The 16,913-nt window shown below is 43.0% G+C and carries 18 protein-coding genes; all 18 read right to left on the bottom strand.

Annotation, left to right across the window (positions count from 1 at the left end; genetic code table 11):
* Positions 1 to 44: 44 nt before the first annotated feature.
* The 18 genes from ACFSJY_RS18125 to fliN all read right to left on the bottom strand — a co-directional run bounded on the left by ACFSJY_RS18125 (position 45) and on the right by fliN (position 16,905).
* Positions 45 to 797, bottom strand: coding sequence for a chemotaxis protein CheW (locus ACFSJY_RS18125; protein ID WP_386037703.1), 753 nt, complete (start codon positions 795 to 797; stop codon positions 45 to 47).
* Positions 798 to 1,574 (bottom strand): ParA family protein, encoded by a 777-nt coding sequence (locus tag ACFSJY_RS18120; protein WP_386037700.1) that lies wholly within the window; start codon positions 1,572 to 1,574, stop codon positions 798 to 800.
* Positions 1,575 to 1,585: 11 nt separating this feature from the next.
* On the bottom strand, positions 1,586 to 2,551 hold the full coding sequence (locus ACFSJY_RS18115) for a flagellar motor protein MotB (RefSeq protein ID WP_386037698.1): 966 nt from the start codon (positions 2,549 to 2,551) through the stop codon (positions 1,586 to 1,588).
* Positions 2,548 to 3,294: a flagellar motor protein gene (locus ACFSJY_RS18110; protein WP_386037695.1), complete on the bottom strand. Its 747-nt coding sequence runs from the start codon at positions 3,292 to 3,294 to the stop codon at positions 2,548 to 2,550. Before ACFSJY_RS18110 ends, ACFSJY_RS18115 begins: the two co-directional genes overlap by 4 nt.
* Complete coding sequence (locus ACFSJY_RS18105) at positions 3,287 to 4,450, bottom strand: protein-glutamate methylesterase/protein-glutamine glutaminase (RefSeq protein ID WP_386037692.1); 1,164 nt, start codon at positions 4,448 to 4,450, stop codon at positions 3,287 to 3,289. The genes ACFSJY_RS18110 and ACFSJY_RS18105 overlap by 8 nt, the downstream gene beginning before the upstream one ends.
* Positions 4,451 to 4,470: 20 nt before the next feature.
* Positions 4,471 to 6,582, bottom strand: a complete 2,112-nt coding sequence (locus ACFSJY_RS18100) for a chemotaxis protein CheA (protein WP_386037689.1) — start codon at positions 6,580 to 6,582, stop codon at positions 4,471 to 4,473.
* Between the two features lie 14 nt (positions 6,583 to 6,596).
* Complete coding sequence (locus tag ACFSJY_RS18095) at positions 6,597 to 7,337, bottom strand: protein phosphatase CheZ (protein ID WP_386037686.1); 741 nt, start codon at positions 7,335 to 7,337, stop codon at positions 6,597 to 6,599.
* 22 nt (positions 7,338 to 7,359) lie between these two features.
* Complete coding sequence (cheY, locus tag ACFSJY_RS18090; protein WP_115999548.1) at positions 7,360 to 7,743, bottom strand: chemotaxis response regulator CheY; 384 nt, start codon at positions 7,741 to 7,743, stop codon at positions 7,360 to 7,362.
* A gap of 47 nt (positions 7,744 to 7,790) precedes the next feature.
* A complete protein-coding gene (locus ACFSJY_RS18085; RefSeq protein ID WP_386037682.1) occupies positions 7,791 to 8,510 on the bottom strand; it encodes an RNA polymerase sigma factor FliA in 720 nt (239 codons plus the stop codon).
* Positions 8,511 to 8,529: 19 nt separating this feature from the next.
* Positions 8,530 to 9,372 carry a MinD/ParA family protein gene (locus tag ACFSJY_RS18080; RefSeq protein WP_386037679.1) on the bottom strand — a complete coding sequence of 281 codons (843 nt, stop codon included), beginning with the start codon at positions 9,370 to 9,372 and terminating at the stop codon, positions 8,530 to 8,532.
* Between the two features lie 19 nt (positions 9,373 to 9,391).
* On the bottom strand, positions 9,392 to 10,861 hold the full coding sequence (gene flhF / locus ACFSJY_RS18075) for a flagellar biosynthesis protein FlhF (protein WP_386037676.1): 1,470 nt from the start codon (positions 10,859 to 10,861) through the stop codon (positions 9,392 to 9,394).
* Positions 10,862 to 10,915: 54 nt separating this feature from the next.
* Positions 10,916 to 13,018 (bottom strand): flagellar biosynthesis protein FlhA, encoded by a 2,103-nt coding sequence (flhA, locus tag ACFSJY_RS18070; protein WP_386037673.1) that lies wholly within the window; start codon positions 13,016 to 13,018, stop codon positions 10,916 to 10,918.
* A gap of 119 nt (positions 13,019 to 13,137) precedes the next feature.
* Positions 13,138 to 14,268 carry a flagellar biosynthesis protein FlhB gene (gene flhB / locus ACFSJY_RS18065; RefSeq protein WP_386037670.1) on the bottom strand — a complete coding sequence of 377 codons (1,131 nt, stop codon included), beginning with the start codon at positions 14,266 to 14,268 and terminating at the stop codon, positions 13,138 to 13,140.
* 2 nt (positions 14,269 to 14,270) lie between these two features.
* Complete coding sequence (fliR, locus tag ACFSJY_RS18060; RefSeq protein WP_386037667.1) at positions 14,271 to 15,047, bottom strand: flagellar biosynthetic protein FliR; 777 nt, start codon at positions 15,045 to 15,047, stop codon at positions 14,271 to 14,273.
* A gap of 2 nt (positions 15,048 to 15,049) precedes the next feature.
* Positions 15,050 to 15,319, bottom strand: a complete 270-nt coding sequence (fliQ, locus tag ACFSJY_RS18055) for a flagellar biosynthesis protein FliQ (protein WP_386037664.1) — start codon at positions 15,317 to 15,319, stop codon at positions 15,050 to 15,052.
* 2 nt (positions 15,320 to 15,321) lie between these two features.
* Positions 15,322 to 16,047, bottom strand: coding sequence for a flagellar type III secretion system pore protein FliP (fliP, locus tag ACFSJY_RS18050; RefSeq protein ID WP_386038451.1), 726 nt, complete (start codon positions 16,045 to 16,047; stop codon positions 15,322 to 15,324).
* Between the two features lie 29 nt (positions 16,048 to 16,076).
* Positions 16,077 to 16,451 carry a flagellar biosynthetic protein FliO gene (gene fliO / locus ACFSJY_RS18045; RefSeq protein WP_386037661.1) on the bottom strand — a complete coding sequence of 125 codons (375 nt, stop codon included), beginning with the start codon at positions 16,449 to 16,451 and terminating at the stop codon, positions 16,077 to 16,079.
* A 43-nt stretch (positions 16,452 to 16,494) separates the two neighbouring features.
* Complete coding sequence (gene fliN, locus ACFSJY_RS18040) at positions 16,495 to 16,905, bottom strand: flagellar motor switch protein FliN (RefSeq protein ID WP_386037658.1); 411 nt, start codon at positions 16,903 to 16,905, stop codon at positions 16,495 to 16,497.
* Positions 16,906 to 16,913 lie beyond the last annotated feature (8 nt).

The following is a 16,913-nucleotide window of genomic DNA, read 5'->3' as shown; positions in this document are numbered from 1 at the left end:
ACATCTTGTCCTCGCGTTAATTAATATCGCAACTGTTAATCAAGCTAACCTTGATAAACGTCTAATCCACTTTCCAACATTACAATCAGTGAATCGACATCTAGCAATGCGCACATTCTATCTTTTACTAAACCTGCCAGCCAAGGTCGCTTGTTTTGTTGGGATTGCTCTATCCACTTCACATCGCCTTGCTCGAGTGTGACAGTATCAACTAATGATTCTGCCATCAATCCCCACTGGCTATTACTCAACATTATAATATATTGATAATCAAGTGACTCTTTCAATTTATCATCGCATTTTTCGGGCATTACCCACTGTGCAGTGTCCACGACATTAATCTTCTCGTCGCGATGTAACATGACACCTTTGAACCATTCTGGTTTCCCCATTAGCGAGTTTGTATCGCCTACGTTATGAATACCGCCTAGTTCAATTAGTGGTACAGCTATGGTTAAGCCAGCAACTTCAAAAAACATCGCCTGAAAGCTGTTTTCTCGATAATCTTTCTTAACTTCAACTTGCAGCGGCCCCTGACTTTTGTTGGTCGTCAGCGTTTCAGCTTCATCGATAACAGATTCATCCGCTACGACTTTTTCAGTGGCCTTTGCTTTATTGGTCGTAACTTTATCTTCAACAGGCAAGCGCTGGGTGGGCTGAACTTTTTCCAACAACTGCTCAAGCTGCTTCTTCTCTGGTTCTTTATGCTCGCGTGTTTGTACCTCCTCATCATCGGTGAGTAACTCCGACAAATAGGACTGCATAACTTTTTGACTTGCGGCTAATGACTTCGACATCTATTTATTGACCAAAGATAATTTAATTAAATGTTTCAACAAGCTTTTATAAGCATATACCCCTCTGCTTGCTCCTGCATAATCTGAAGGGACTTTTTGCGCCACACTGGCATTTCTGAAATTAGTATCGACAGGAATAACACCTGGCCATACTTTGTCACCATATAATTCCTGCAGCTTTTGGTAAGCCATTAATGACGCTTTTGTTCTTTTATCAAACATGGTCGGTACGATGGTATATGTGAATGGCTCTTGTTGCTCCCCTTGCATGATTTCCATGGTTTTCATCATCCGATCAAGACCTTTCAACGCTAGGAATTCAGTCTGTACGGGAACAATAATACGATCAGACGCTGCTAGCGCATTTACCATCAGCACGCCAAGAACAGGGGGACAATCCATCAAAACAAAATCATAGTCTCCCTCTAACTTCTGAATGGCTTTTTTAAGCACAAGTCCCATGCCACCTTTACTTCCAAGGGAGCGGTCAAGTGTCGCTAACCCCATTGTTGCTGGCAGAATATCAATATTTTTGTACTTTGTGGGACACAAGCTTTGTTCTATTTGTTCTTTCGTAGAAACCTGAACGAACAAATCGTAAACGCTTAATTCTAAATCTTCAGACTCGATACCAAAGTAGTAACTCAAGGATGCATGAGGGTCGGTGTCAACTAAAAGAACTCGGTGTCCTCTTTCAGCCAGTAAGCCACCAAGAGAAATTGTTGTAGTAGTTTTACCTACTCCACCTTTTTGATTTGCTATCGTCCAAACTACCAATGGCGCACCTTTTAATTTTGGTTATCGGCTTCTTCATCTCGTGTGGTAATACGTATACCACCATTTTCTAACCGAATAATTCTAATTTTATTATCTTCATCATTAGAATCAACTACTTCCTGAACTGTCTCTAAATCTTTAACAGAAATCGTAGGCGCGTTTAACAAGTTATCTCTATTCAAACCATACTTCGAAATAGCAATGACTACTTTTCGATTTTGTGCACGCCCTTCTGAAGTATCGTTGTCCGCATCCGGGTAATATTGCCCGTAGCCTTCAATTGCCATGCGTTCTGGTTCAATGTTCAAGGCTTCCATAATACGCAGCACCGATGTTGCTCTAGAAACGGACAACTCCCAATTTGACGAAAATATTTCATTATTTATCGGTTGGTTATCAGTATAGCCCCTGACACGAATATAGTTAGTGACGCCGGTCAATATTTCGTTAATTACTGTTAGAATCGCTCTCGCAGAGGGTGTAGGTGAGCTGGATCCACTAGGGAAAAGAAGTCCACTATTGAGTTCTATTTCTAGCCATTCGCCATCAACCTGTAATTGAGCGAAGCCTGATTCGATTAATTCATAAAGCGCAGTATTAAGTTCTTTTTCGATTGACTCAAGGTTAGTACCCACTTCGCTATCTGACACGTTTGATAGCACGGGTTCACCATCGGTAACTTCAGGGCCAGCTTCCTCTAATATACCGTCACCATATAGCCGTTTATTCGTTTTACTTGAATTGACAGGCAATATGTCGTCGCCATGGCCTCTATTTTTCGGCTTTTCGTCGTTAGCTTGGAATACGCGGCCAATAGACTCAGTCACTGTTTCAAAAGGCTCTTCATGAACCATTGCCATTGCGTATAGCACCACGAACAGTGCAAACAAGAGCGTCATGTAATCTGCATATGACACAAGCCACCGATGCACATCGTCATGTTCAACATGATGTCGCTGAACCTTTAAACGTCTCATTGCTGCAACCTAAACGCTGAAAGTCGATTAGTGATCGCGTGTGGATTTTCACCTTGTGAAATTGCAATTAACCCCTGTGCCATCATCTCACGATACATGGTTTGTTCATGAATAATAGCTCTGAGTTTATTGGCGATTGGAATGTACAATAGGTTTGCAAAACCAACACCATAAATTGTCGCTACGAAAGCAATAGCAATGCCCTGTCCTAACATATCAGGATCGGTCAGGTTACTCATTGCTTGAATTAGACCTAAAACAGCCCCTAATATTCCGATAGTTGGGCTGTAGCCCCCCATAGATTCATAGATATTGGCTGAACGAAGGTTATGTTCCCTGAACAATTCAAGGTCTAATTCGATTGCAGTGACCAGTTGGTCCGTTTCTATACCATCCGCAAGTAAGTTAAGACCTTTATTGACAAAACTGTCGTCAATATCCAAAGCGATGTTTTCTAATACCAGGTAACCTGACTCACGCGCCTGTTGTGCCCAATGTTCGATATCAGCCATACCTTTATCAATATCAAACTTAGGAGGTGTAAATACCCACTTTAACAATGAAAGGGCATGCATGAATTGAACACTGGAAGACTGCAACATGACTGCACCAATGGTACCGCCAAAAACAATAATAAATGCAGGCAGCTCAAATAACGTAGATACTGCACCACCTTCGATACTGAAGCCTAGGTAGATAGCAAGAATTGCAACGATAAGCCCAGTTATACTGAGCTTATCCATGGTCTAATTCCTTCAAAATTGTTGCTGCAACTTCTTCTAGCGGTAACGCAAGTTCTGAGATACCTGCCGCTGCTACGGCTTGCGGCATGCCATACACAACAGATGAAGCCTCATCTTGTGCCCAGATGGTAGCGCCTTTTTTCTTTAACATACGAGAACCTTCTCTCCCGTCAGCACCCATGCCGGTGAGAATTACCGCTAATACATCTCCACCATAAACCTTGGCTGCTGATCCAAAACTGATATCAACACTTGGTTTGTAAGCAACTCGAGAAGAGTTGTCTTCCATAACCCTCAGTTTAGCTGCATTTTCTGTACCATCTATTAGCATCTGCATACCTCCAGGTGCTAAATAAGCATGACCAGGTTTAAGTAGGTCTCCGTCTTGTGCCTCTTTGACAGATATTTGACACAGGGAATCGAGTCGATTGGAAAAAGCTGAAGTGAAGGCAGCGGGCATATGCTGAATCATCACTATAGGGAGTGGAAAGTCTTTTGGAAGTTGAGTAAGTATTTTCTGTAATGCAACCGGCCCACCAGTAGATGTACCTATCGCTAATAAACTGTATTTTTTACCTGAGCTTTTACGTAATTTAGTAGCCGTAAGCTTGGTCGCACTGGTTCTAGTTTCTTCGGTTACGCTTGCTCTGCTTTTCAAGGCAGAGGTGCTTCGTTTTAGTCCTGATTTCGAGGTGCTTAATGTGCTTTCGGAGAGAGGCCTTACACTCCGTCGCGCAGCGCCTCGTTTTAAAGTGCGACTTTTGCCCGCAAGTTCAAGTACCCTGCCACGTAATAAACTGCCAGCATCTTCACTATTTTTTGCTATTTCATTAAATTTTTTAGGTAAGAAGTCTAAAGCACCTGCATCTAAGGCATCTAATGTTGCTTTAGCGCCTTCGTGAGTCAGTGAAGAAAACATCAATATAGCGGTAGGAGAATCAGACATAATTTGACGCACTGCGTCAATACCATTGAGAACAGGCATCTCAATATCCATAGTAATTACGTCAGGATTTATCTGTTTCGCTTTTTCTACGGCTTCTTTGCCATTGGTGGCAACATCAATAACTTCAAGTTTTGGGTCACTATTTAGGATGTCGCTGACTCTACGTCTAAAAAAGCTAGAGTCATCTACCACCAATACTTTATACGCCATGATGTTCTCTTAACGCGCCGTTATTTACGTAGCTTTTTATGAACGTCTGACTTCTTCGCATAATGTTTCAACATACTAGGTACATCTAAAATTAACGCGATACCACCATCACTTGTAATAGTTGCTCCAGCCATACCGGGCGTACCGTGTAACAGCCTGTCTAACGGTTTGATAACCACTTCTTCCTGACCAATTAAACTGTCTACAACAAAGCCAAGTTGCTGCGTTCCTTGCTGAACGATAACAACATGCCCTTTGTCACGCGGTTTGTCCTCATGTCCTTTCACTAGCCATTGATCGAGGTAGAACAGTGGAATTGCCTTCTCACGAACGATAATAGTCAGCTGCCCATCAACCGTATTCGTATTGGTCAGATCTAAGTGGAATATTTCATTCACACCAGCAAGTGGTAAGGCAAAAATTTGCTCACCAACCACTACCATTAAGGTAGGTAAAATAGCTAGTGTTAATGGAACTTTAATCTCAAGTACTGTACCAACACCGCGCTCAGAATCAATATTCACCGTGCCGTTGAGTTGAGTGATTTTCGTTTTAACCACGTCCATGCCAACACCACGGCCAGACACTTCAGAGATCTCAGTTTTTGTCGAGAAGCCAGGTGCAAAAATCAGGTTAAACGCTTCTTTTTCAGGCATGCGCGCCGCTGCTTCAGCATCAAGAACGCCACGTTCAATTGCAATTTCCTTGAGCTTGTCAGCGTTCATACCTGCACCGTCATCACGGATGGTTAGCAAGATATGGTCGCCTTCTTGCGACGCAGAAAGAATTACGGTGCCTTCACGTGGTTTACCGTTAGCTTCTCGAACACCAGGCTCTTCAATACCGTGGTCAACAGAGTTTCTCACCAAGTGAACCAGCGGATCAGCCAACGCTTCTACTAAGTTCTTATCTAGATCAGTTTCTTCACCTTCCAAAATAAGTTTGATTTCTTTATTCAAACTTCTTGCTAGGTCGCGGACAACACGAGGAAATCTGCCAAACACTTTCTTGATTGGCTGCATTCGTGTCTTCATTACCGCACCTTGCAGGTCGGTAGTAACCGCATCGAGATTCGACACTGCTTTCGTTAATTCTTCGTCTTCTTTCGTCAGGCCTAAACTGGTCAAGCGATTTCGAACCAATACAAGTTCACCAACCATATTCATGATTTGGTCTAGTCGTTTTGTATCAACACGAACCGTTGTTTCAGCTTGCGGCGCTGCTGGTGTGGCTGGTTTTTTGTCTTTCGAAGCAGGTTTGGCTGGTGCTTTCGCTGCAGCTGCAGGTTTTGCAGCTGGCTTAGGCGCTGGTTTAGCAGCTGGCTTATTGGCTGAAGCTGGTGCTGCCGGTGCAGCAGGTTTAACAGGCTCTGCACCTTTGGCTGCGCTTGGTCCTTTACCTTTGCCATGAAGTTCATCAAGAAGAGCTTCAAACTCCATGTCATTAATATCATCAGAGTCTGAAGTTGCCGCAGTCGGAGTATTGCTTACACCTGCTGAAAATGCACCTTGTCCATGAAGCTCATCAAGCAACGCTTCAAATTCATCATCTGTAATATCATCGCCTTCAGCAGCGGGCTCAGGAGCAGCAGTTGGTTTAGAGCCTCCGCTAGGACCATGAAGCTCATCCAGTAACGCTTCAAATTCATCTTCAGTGATTTCATCACCTCCAGACGCTTCTGATACAGGTTCTTGGACGGGCTCTGGTTCTGGCTCAGCAACAACGGCAACTTCTTCTTCTCCCTCAGGGATACTTAGTCGGTGCAATTCTGCCAGTAATTCTGGATCAGCAGGTTCAGGCTGCTCACGGCTTTGAACCATGGCAAACATTTCATTGATGGTATCTAGTGCTTGCAAAATAACATCCATTAACTCTGGGGTTACTGAACGTTGGTTATTTCGCAATATGTCGAACACGTTCTCAGCACCATGACAGGCATCAACGAGTTCAGTTAAAGATAAAAATCCGGCACCGCCTTTTACGGTATGGAAACCACGGAATATCGCATTTAATAGATCGGCATTGTCAGGATCATTTTCTAGTTCAACCAATTGCTCTGACAATTGCTCGAGAATCTCACCCGCCTCTATCAAAAAGTCTTGTAGAATTTCTTCATCCGCTTCAAAGGACATGCACCAAACTCCTGCTAAAACCCTAGACTAGATAAGAGATCGTCAACGTCATCTTGCCCTGAAACTACGTCATCTCTTTCTTCTGTGTTAACAATCGGCCCTTCAACAAGGTTTTCACCTGTTTTAAGCGTTGCTTTATTTTGTTGTTCTTCTGTAACACCGAATGCAGTAAGCATGTTGATTAGGCTTTCTTCAACTTCGCGAACAAGGTCAATAACCTTGCGAATCACCTGGCCCGTTAAATCTTGGAAATCCTGTGCCATCAATACGTCGGTCATCAGCGCATGCATGCGTTCTGTTTCAGTAGAGGTAGTTTTCAGCAGCTTGTCTATGTCAGTGCACAATGCTTTGAATTCACCTAAATTCAAATCGTTATGCATAAGCTTTTTCCATAAAGGATCAACGGCTTTGACTTGCTGCTGGATAGTATCAACGACGGGAAATATAGACTCTACAGCATCCATTGTTTTGTTTGCTGCGTCTTCTGTGCGACTAATAACGTAATTGAGACGCTCTTTCGCATCGGGAATGTCAGCATTAGCTAAATCGTTTAGACGTGAGTCCAACTGGAAGTTCATCATCGAGTCGTGTAACTGACGCGTTAATTTACCTATCTCAGCAAACAACTCAGAGTTTATCGGATTTTGAATTTCAGCGAGCAATTCATCCGCTTTATCTTGCTGTCCGTTTTCTAAGAACTCAACTAATGACTTAGCCTGCTCTAACGTAATGTTACCGCCAGATACTTTACTCATTAAATTTCCTCACGCTTAGCGCTTATCCTAAACGTTCAAAAATTTTGTCGAGTTTTTCTTTCAGCGTTGCTGCAGTGAATGGCTTGACAATATAACCATTAACACCCGCTTGAGCGGCCATTACGATCTGTTCTTTCTTTGCTTCCGCCGTAATAAGTAGCACAGGAATATGAGCCAGCTTTTCATCGGCACGAATTGCTTTTAACAAGTCGATACCTTGCATGCCTGGCATATTCCAGTCAGTAACCACGAAGTCAAAATCGCCGCCTTGTAACATCGGTAGTGCAGTACTGCCATCATCCGCTTCTTGGATATTAGTGAAGCCCAAGTCGCGAAGTAAGTTTTTTACGATACGTCTCATTGTTGAAAAGTCATCAACAACAAGAACTTTCATATTTTTATCCAAAGCACCCTCCGGTGAAATGTTTTAAACAAAATTACTATATATTCTACTTAACTTTGCCAAGATTGCATACGTGCTTTTAATCGATGCATCGCTTGGCTATGAATTTGGCTTACCCTTGACTCACTCACGTCAAGTACTTGACCAATTTCCTTTAAATTCAACTCTTCATCGTAATAGAGAGACAGTACTAAAGCTTCTCTTTCAGGTAAAGTCGAAATGCATTCTGTTAACGCTTTTTTAAAAACTACTTGTTCAATACTCTGGTAAGGATCATCTTGCTGATAGTCTTCATCATAGGAGACCGCATCTTCGCTAACCCCTAGATCTTCGATACCAATGATTTTACCTGCGCTAACTTCATTAAGAATATGATGGTATTCATTTACTGAAATATCAAGTTTTTCAGCAACTTCAGCATCGGTTACATCGCGACCAAACTCAGCTTCAAGCTGTTTAATGGTGTCTGCCACCAATCGGGAGTTTTTATGAACAGAGCGGGGAGTCCAGTCACCTTTACGAATTTCATCAAGCATAGCACCACGAATTCTGATACCTGCAAACGTCTCAAAACTCGCCCCTTTGCTAGCATCAAAATTGTTGGCTGCTTCCAGCAATCCGATCATGCCTGATTGAATCAAGTCGTCGACAATAACACTAGCAGGTAACCTAGCCAGTAAGTGGTAAGCAATTCTTTTTACAAGCACAGAGTGCTCTTGCAATAAAGCTGACTTGTCGGTGTAGTTAGTGTAAGCGTTGGCTTTTACCACTTAAACTCCGTAATCGTAATTAGTGCTCGATTAACTGTTCAATAAAGAATTCGAGGTGACCTGTTGCTCTATTCGGTATTGGCCACTTGTTGACCTTGGTTGCCAATTGAGCAAATGCTTTTGATGCCGGTGAATCAGGGAACGCATCAACAATAGCTTGCTGTTTACGCACAGCTTTACGGATATTTTCATCAAACGGCACTATCGCAACCAACTCTAGCGCCACATCCAAAAATCGATCTGTGACTTTAGTCAGTTTAGCAAAAAGGTTTTGCCCTTCTTTGACGCTGCGTACCATGTTAGCAACAACTTTGAACTTAAACACTCCATGGTCGCGGCTTAGCAATTTCATGAGGGCATAGCAGTCAGTGATCGAAGTTGGTTCATCGGTAACAACCAACATAACGTCTTGCGCCGCTCTTGCAAAACTCAATACCATGTCAGAAATACCTGCCGCAGTATCGACAAGTAACACATCAAAGTCGGTTTGCATATCGCTAAAAGCACGGATGAGGCCCGCATGTTCCGATGGTGTCAAATCAACCATCGATTGGGTACCTGAGGTTGCAGGAATAATTTTAATACCACACGGTCCTTCGATGATAATATCATCTAATTCACATTCGCCGCTTAGCACATGAGATATATTTTTTTGTACACGTAAACCTAGCATCACGTCTACATTTGCCAAACCTAAGTCGGCATCCAGTACCAAAACCTTTTTACCTTGCTTAGCAAGTGCAATAGAAGTATTGAGTGACACGTTGGTTTTACCGACGCCCCCTTTACCTCCAGATACTGCGATAACTTTGATTTGTTTTAATTCTTGCATTCTTCGTAAACCGCTCGCCTGGTCTATCATCTATAAAACTACTTCTTAATTAACCCGCAGCTACATTTGCCACCGATTGTCTTTTCGAGCTGAAATTGAATTTCAGTGCTGATTTACTTGCTATTTTCTCTGCAAGACTAACCAATTTCTCAGCATTTGCAACTTTAATATCTTCAGGAACACGCTGACCGTCTGTTAGGTAACCAATTGGTAAACCATTTTGTATCGACGTTGTAATAATTTCACCCATGCTTAAGCTTTCATCTAACTTCGTAAAAATACAACCACAAAGTGGAATTTTCTTGAAGCGTTCAACATTTTCTTGCATCACAGCCTGTTGAGAGTTGGCCGACAGCACTAGGTAATTTCTTATACGCACTCTGTTATTGGAGACGAGTGTCGATAAGTGTTCTGCCAACCTTAAATCACGTTGTCCCATGCCTGCGGTATCGATCAGCACAAGCTTTTTGTTACTAAATTGTTGTAGCAACACTTCTAACGCCTCGGCATCTTTGGCTAACTTTACTTGGCAGCCGATGATTTTGCCGTACGTTTCTAACTGTTCAAAGCCACCAATGCGGAATGTATCCGTTGAAATAAGTGCTAATTGGTCTGCGCCGTGCATTTGTGCAAAGCGTGCAGCTAACTTAGCGAGCGTTGTTGTTTTACCAACACCAGTAGGACCAACCAAAGACACTACACCACCACGATGAATGATGTCATTATTGGTTGTATTTAATTGCTCTTTCAACAGCTGCATTGCGCTGTGCCAACTTTCTTCTGGCGAAAAATGTCCCGGTACAAATCCTGCAATTTGGTCAGCCATTTCTTCAGTGATACCAATCGAAACCAAACGGTCGATCAACATGGCACGGCTAGGGTCTTTTTGTGCCATGTCTTGCCACATTAGGCCTGACACTTGATGCTCTAATAATTGACGTATAGAAGCCATCTCGGCTTTCATTTGATTAAAGTCATCCATAGATACCACATTGTTGGGGTTACTCGCGATATCAGTTTTAGATTGGCTAGGAGGCGCGCTCCACTCATCTTGTTCAGCTTGCATCTGGGATTGTGTATCTGCTTGCTGTTCAAGTTTTGTCGTAAATGCCTTCAGTTGCTGTTCTAAACTTTCTTCCGATGGCTGTTGTGTTTGAGCTGTTTCACTATTTTGTTGGACATTTCGAGCAAGCAATGCGGCTAAGCTATCTGCTGGTGCAGGCTCGACACCCTGTTCATCAAGATTAATTTGTGGCTCAATGCGTTCAGGTTTAGCAGCAGACAGACTCACAACATCTTCTTTTAACGAACCGTCATTGTTTGTCGATATAGATCCTGTAGAAACAGGCTCATCAACCGTTTTTGAGATGGAAGGTTGGGATCCATCAACAGCCGCCATTAATTCGACACCTTCCGGTATCTTTTTATTGGACATAATGACAGCATCGGCGCCTAGCTCTTCTTTGATTTGCGCTAGTGCAGTTCTCATATCTTTTGCTACATAACGTTTGATCTTCACTGATAACCCCTTAATTCAGCTTTTGCGAACAACTTAACCTGTTGATGCTAGTGACTATTGACCAATTGCACTGACGATTCGAATTTGTTTGTCATCTGGAATTTCTTGATATGAAATTACTCGTAGACTTGGAATCGTGTATTTCACAAATTTAGCCAAAACGGTGCGTAAGATACCGGATGTCAGCAATATTGGTGTATCGCCCGATAATTCTTGCTGTTGAGCTCCATCGGTTAGCGACTTTTGCAAACGTTCCGCTAACCCTGGCTCTATACCCGCACCATCATCACCAGCCATTTGCATTGACTGATGCAACATCTGTTCCAGCTCTGGCGCCAAGGTTATGACTGGTACTTCAACAGCAGAGCCAACAAGGTCTTGAACAATAAATTTGCGTAAAGTGATACGTGCAGCCGCGGTAAGTACGTCGGTGTCTTGGCTCTTAGGTCCGTACTCAACCAAGGTTTGCACAATACTACGCATATCACGTACAGCAACACCTTCGTTCATCAAGTTTTGTAGTACCTTCACCACTGTACCAAGCGGTAATACATCAGGAATTAATCCTTCGACAAGTTTAGGGTAACTTTGGGCAAGCCTATCCAATAGGTTTTGTACTTCTTCATGACCAATTAACTGGGCCGCATTATTCGTTAAAATTTGGCTCAAATGGGTTGCCAGTACTGTCGCAGCATCGACAACGGTATAACCCAATGCCTGTGCCTGTTCACGTTGATTCTGCTTTATCCAAACGGCATCTAAGCCAAACGCAGGATCCTTAGTAGGTATGCCTTCAAGGCTACCAAATACCTGGCCGGGGTTGATTGCTAACTCATGGTCATGACGAATTTCTGCTTCACCGACAGCAACCCCCATTAAAGAAATTTGATAGGTATTAGGCTCTAAGTCTAGATTATCGCGAATATGAACAGCAGGGACTAAAAACCCAAATTCTTGCGACAACTTCTTGCGTACCCCTTTAATACGGTTTAGTAGCTCTCCGCCTTGCGCCTTATCCACGAGCGGAATCAGTCGATAGCCAATTTCTAAACCTATAACGTCAACATGATTAACATCATCCCAACTCAAGTCTTTGGTTTCTTCTTGCTGTTGCTGCGATTGAACTTGTTCTTCTTGCGCTTTTTGTTGTTCTTCAACTGCCTTCTTCGCTTTTACTTTTTCACCGAAATACGCAAGTGCAGCAATTACAGCGGCAAAGAATAAGAATGCTAGATGAGGCATACCTGGGACAATGCCCATAACGAACATAACTGCTGCCGCAATGTATAGAGAACGAGCATTCCCAAGCTGGCTGCTGACCTGCTCACCCATGTCTTGAGAAGTGTTTTGGCGCGTAACAACAATAGCAGTACCGACAGAAAGCAATAGACCCGGTATTTGTGCGACAAGACCATCACCAATTGTTAGTAAGGTGTAAATTTCAACCGCTGACGAGAAATCTAAGTCATGCTGCACCATGCCAATAACAAGGCCACCAATGATGTTGATAAATAAAATGAGTATCCCAGCAATGGCGTCACCCTTAACGAATTTACTAGCACCGTCCATGGAACCATAAAAATCCGCTTCGCTTGTCACTTCAATTCGACGTTCACGCGCTTGTTCTTGTGTAATAAAGCCAGCGTTTAAATCTGCGTCTATCGCCATTTGCTTACCTGGCATAGCGTCTAGGGTGAAACGAGCGGTTACTTCAGAGATACGTCCGGCACCTTTAGTCACAACCACGAAGTTAATGATAATAAGGATTAAGAATACAACGAGACCTACAGCATAGTTGCCACCAATAACAACCGAGCCGAATGCTTCGATAACAGCACCTGCTGCATCAGGTCCTTGGTGGCCTTCCAGCAATACAACACGCGTACTAGCAACATTGAGCGATAGTCTAAGAATTGTCGCTATCAGCAAAACAGTAGGAAATGCACCGAAATCAAGGGGCTTTAGTGTATAAACAGTGATTAGCAGTACAACCAATGATAATGCGATGTTAAACGAAAAGAGGATATCGAGTAAAAACGCCGGCATCGGTAAAATGATCATACCTAGTACCGCCATCACTAAAAATGGCGTACTTAGCCCAGATAAATTCTTGATTCGGCTTCTGTCAAATTGTGTAAAATTAGCTAATAACTGCATGCTTAATTGGTGATAATTTTTTGACGTTATCACAGGAACAGCAATAAGCAGACCAAGAATATTGTTAAAAAGTTAAGTGGCTAAATATCGCACCACATTTGATTCGATGTAAAAAGACATCAATATCGAAAGTCGTCTGGAATAGGTAAGTTCTTGTTAAGTGGGACGGGCTTTCTTCCTTTGCCTTCCTTATGCAGGTTCAGTTGATAAATAAATGCGAGTACTTGTGCTACTGCAGCAAAAAGCTCTTCGGGTATTTCTTGATTTACCTCTGCAGTATAAAACAATGATCGAGCCAAGGCTGGTGATGCAAGAATTTCTACGCCATGTTCTTTAGCAATAGTGCGAATATGGATAGCCATTTCATCAGCACCTTTCGCTGTCATCATCGGTGCGCCGCCTTGCTCGGCATCGTACTTCAACGCGACGGAGAAATGCGTAGGGTTTGTAATCACTACATCAGCCTCTTTAACGTCTTGCATCATTCGACGCTGCGACATTTCGTATTGGGTACGACGGATACGTCCTTTGATTTCTGGACTACCCTCAGTATTTTTCATCTCATCTTTGACTTCTTGTTTGGTCATACGCAATTGCTTTGTGTGATTCCAAACTTGGTATGGCGCATCAACAATTGCAATAATAATTAGCGAGCAAGCCAACGCCAAAAACATCCAAAGTAGCATACTGGTAGCGTGACCAAAGTTGCCAGGAACTGACTCTAAACTAAGATGTAGTATCTCCTCAAACAGTCCAAATAGCAGCGTTAGAGCGACAAAGAAGACAACAAAGAATTTGAGAACGGACTTTATAAACTCTACCCATGCTTGTGGGCCCAGCATTCGTTTAAAGCCAGCCAAAGGCGACAACTTACTGGCTTTGGGCGCCATTGCCTCCCACGAGAAATTAAAGCCCCCTAACAAGATATTACCGATAAATGCAGCTAACATAATGATGGCAAATATCCAAGCAAGCGGCATAGCCACTGTCGCTAAACTATCACCAATAATCGTCCCGAGTTTGCTACCATCCATGACTTCATCACGTGATAACGAAAAGAGCCGTCTCATGGCTGCAGAGAGCGCCAATACTAGTCGCTCTCCAACAAGCATCATGGCGCTGGCACTGCCAATCAACACAAACATGGTGCCAAGCTCTTTAGAACGTGCAACTTGGCCTTTTTGTCTAGCCTGCATCAGCTTTTTGGCTGTGGGTTCCTCGGTACGTTCACCCGAATCATTTTCAGCCATGGCTACCTACACTCCACAAGGTAACAGGTGAACTCAACTGCGCGTTGCCATTGCAATTCGAAATGGACTAAGAAGTTCCCCATAGTTAGCCACATGATTATTAAACCCGCTGTCATGGTAATTGGAAAGCCAATAGCAAAGATGTTTAGTTGAGGCGCTGCTCGCGTCATAATACCAAATGAAAAGTTTACTAATAGCATGGCAGTAAGTGGTGCTAATGCAAGTGAAAGTGCAGTAGCGAACATCCAACCGCCCCATTCCGCGACCTCTTTAAACTTAACAGCATCAAATCCGTCGCTAGGAATAGGAATTGTTTCAAAGCTAACAACGACGAATTGTATATAAGTCAAATGACCATCTAAGGCCCAAAAAAGAAGTGTCGTCAGTATCAAAAAGAATTGTCCAACTGCGGGTACATTCATACCACTGGCAGGGTCAACAAGTGAGGCAAAACCTAAACCTGTTTGCATCGCGATTATTTGGCCCGCCAACGTGAACGTCTCAACCACTAGCACAGTCACAAAGCCAATTAATACACCAATCAATATCTGTTCTACGACCAAGAGAAAGGTAGAAAACGCAAACAAGTTGTCCACCCTTACGGGCGGAATTGCAGGCATGATTGCCGCTGTTATCGCTAAACAAAGAAATAGCTTAACGCGCATAGGAATGGTTCTAGACCCCAGCCCTATCATCGCCATAATCAACGCTGATACGCGGGTAAACGGTAAAATAAAGTCAGCAATAAATTGATTTATTACCGACTCATTGAACTCCATGGTTAGCTCACCACACTCGGAATGCTGTTCACAAGCCGAATAGTGTAATCCATCAGTTTCTGCACCAACCAGTGCCCACCAACAATTAGCGCAAATAAAGTGACCACTAAGCGCGGTAAGAAACTTAGTGTTTGCTCGTTAATAGAGGTAGCGGCTTGGAATATAGCGACGGCTAAACCAACCAATAAGCTAGGAATAATAATCGCACAGACAAGTAAGATGACGAGAAATAATGCGTCTCTTAAAATATCAACAAAGACTTCAGGTGTCATCGCTAACTCCCCAAACCATAACTTGCAGCTATTGTACCTATGACGAGGTTCCAACCGTCAACAAGTACAAATAACATCAACTTAAAGGGCAGTGATACAATCATTGGCGATAACATCATCATACCCATTGCCATTAAAACACTGGCAACGACAAGGTCAATAATCAAAAACGGAATAAACAACATAAACCCAATTTGGAATGCCGTTTTTAGCTCGCTGATTACAAAGGCAGGCACGATTACTGTCATTGGCAAGTCTTCTGGTCTATCAACACTTTCAATACCAGCCATGTCTGCCAATGTAGAAAGGTCCTTTATCCGTGTTTGCTCTAGCATAAATGCCCTCAGCGGGACTTTAGCTTGATTGATAGCTTCGACCGACGTCATTTGCTCAGCAAGATAAGGTTGAATAGCAACTTCATCTATTTGATTGTACACAGGCGTCATAATAAAAATGGTCAAAAACAAGGTAATACCGATAATGACCTGATTCGATGGTGTTTGTTGTAAACCAAAGGCTTGGCGAAGAATCGCCATGATCACCACTATACGGGTAAAAGAAGTCATCATGATTACAGCAGCAGGTATAAAACTCAACGCTGTCATGAAAATCAGGATTTGCAGAGTAACTGAATACTCCTGTGAGCCATCAGGATTTGTCGTCAGCTGCAATGCTGGTAGATTTAATTCTTCTTGCGCAAATACGTGACCACTAAACATAACGGCCATCAAGGCTAATATAATAACTAACGGGTATTTCATTGTTTTTTTATTACGCTAGTAAAAAGGCTTCCCCACTCTGTTGGGATAGCTTGAGCAGGCTTTAAAGGGTTTTCTAAGGTTTGCAAGATAGAAATGTTGTGAGCAGTCACACCGAGTAACAACTGCTTATCATCAACCTCGACGACAACTAATCGCTCTTTCGGCCCCAAGTGCAAGGAAGTGACAACTTTCATTCCTTTGGTCGCTTGCGGCCCGATTTGAAAGCGTTTTAGCACCATTGCCGCAACAACGATCATCGCTAAAACAGCTAATAGGGAAAGCAACATGCTTAATACGTCTATGTTGCTACTAGCCACATGCTTCCCCACCTGTGGCGTCGACTCTTGTCCAAACACTGTAGTACTGGTCACAATTAAACTAAGAAAAACCAAGAGTCTCTGCACTGACATAACCTTATTTAAGCTTTTTGATACGCTCTACCTGGCTGATAACATCAGTCAATCGAATACCAAATTTGTCATTAACGACAACCACTTCACCATGTGCGATAAGTGTACCATTAACAAGTACATCAAGTGCTTCGCCGGCTACTCGGTCGAGTTCTACTACCGAACCTTGGTTCAGTTGCAACAGGTTTCTAATACTAATATTGGAGCGGCCTACTTCCATAGATATGGTCACAGGAATATCTAAAATAGCATCAAGCTTACGCTTTTCTTCACCTGTGAGAGCTGGATCTTGCGCTTCCAATTCTTCCAACTCAACGGGTTCAGCATCACCTGCATCGTCGGCAGCCTCGCGAGCTTCAGCCTGTTCATTTAAGGCCTCATCCCACATGCTTAAATCATCATCTTCAGTACTCATAACTGCCT

Origin of the sequence: Thalassotalea euphylliae (genome assembly GCF_042682785.1) — a bacterium.
In the GTDB taxonomy this organism is placed as follows: Bacteria; Pseudomonadota; Gammaproteobacteria; order Enterobacterales; family Alteromonadaceae; genus Thalassotalea_F; species Thalassotalea_F euphylliae.
This window is presented reverse-complemented; position numbering and strand designations above follow the sequence as displayed.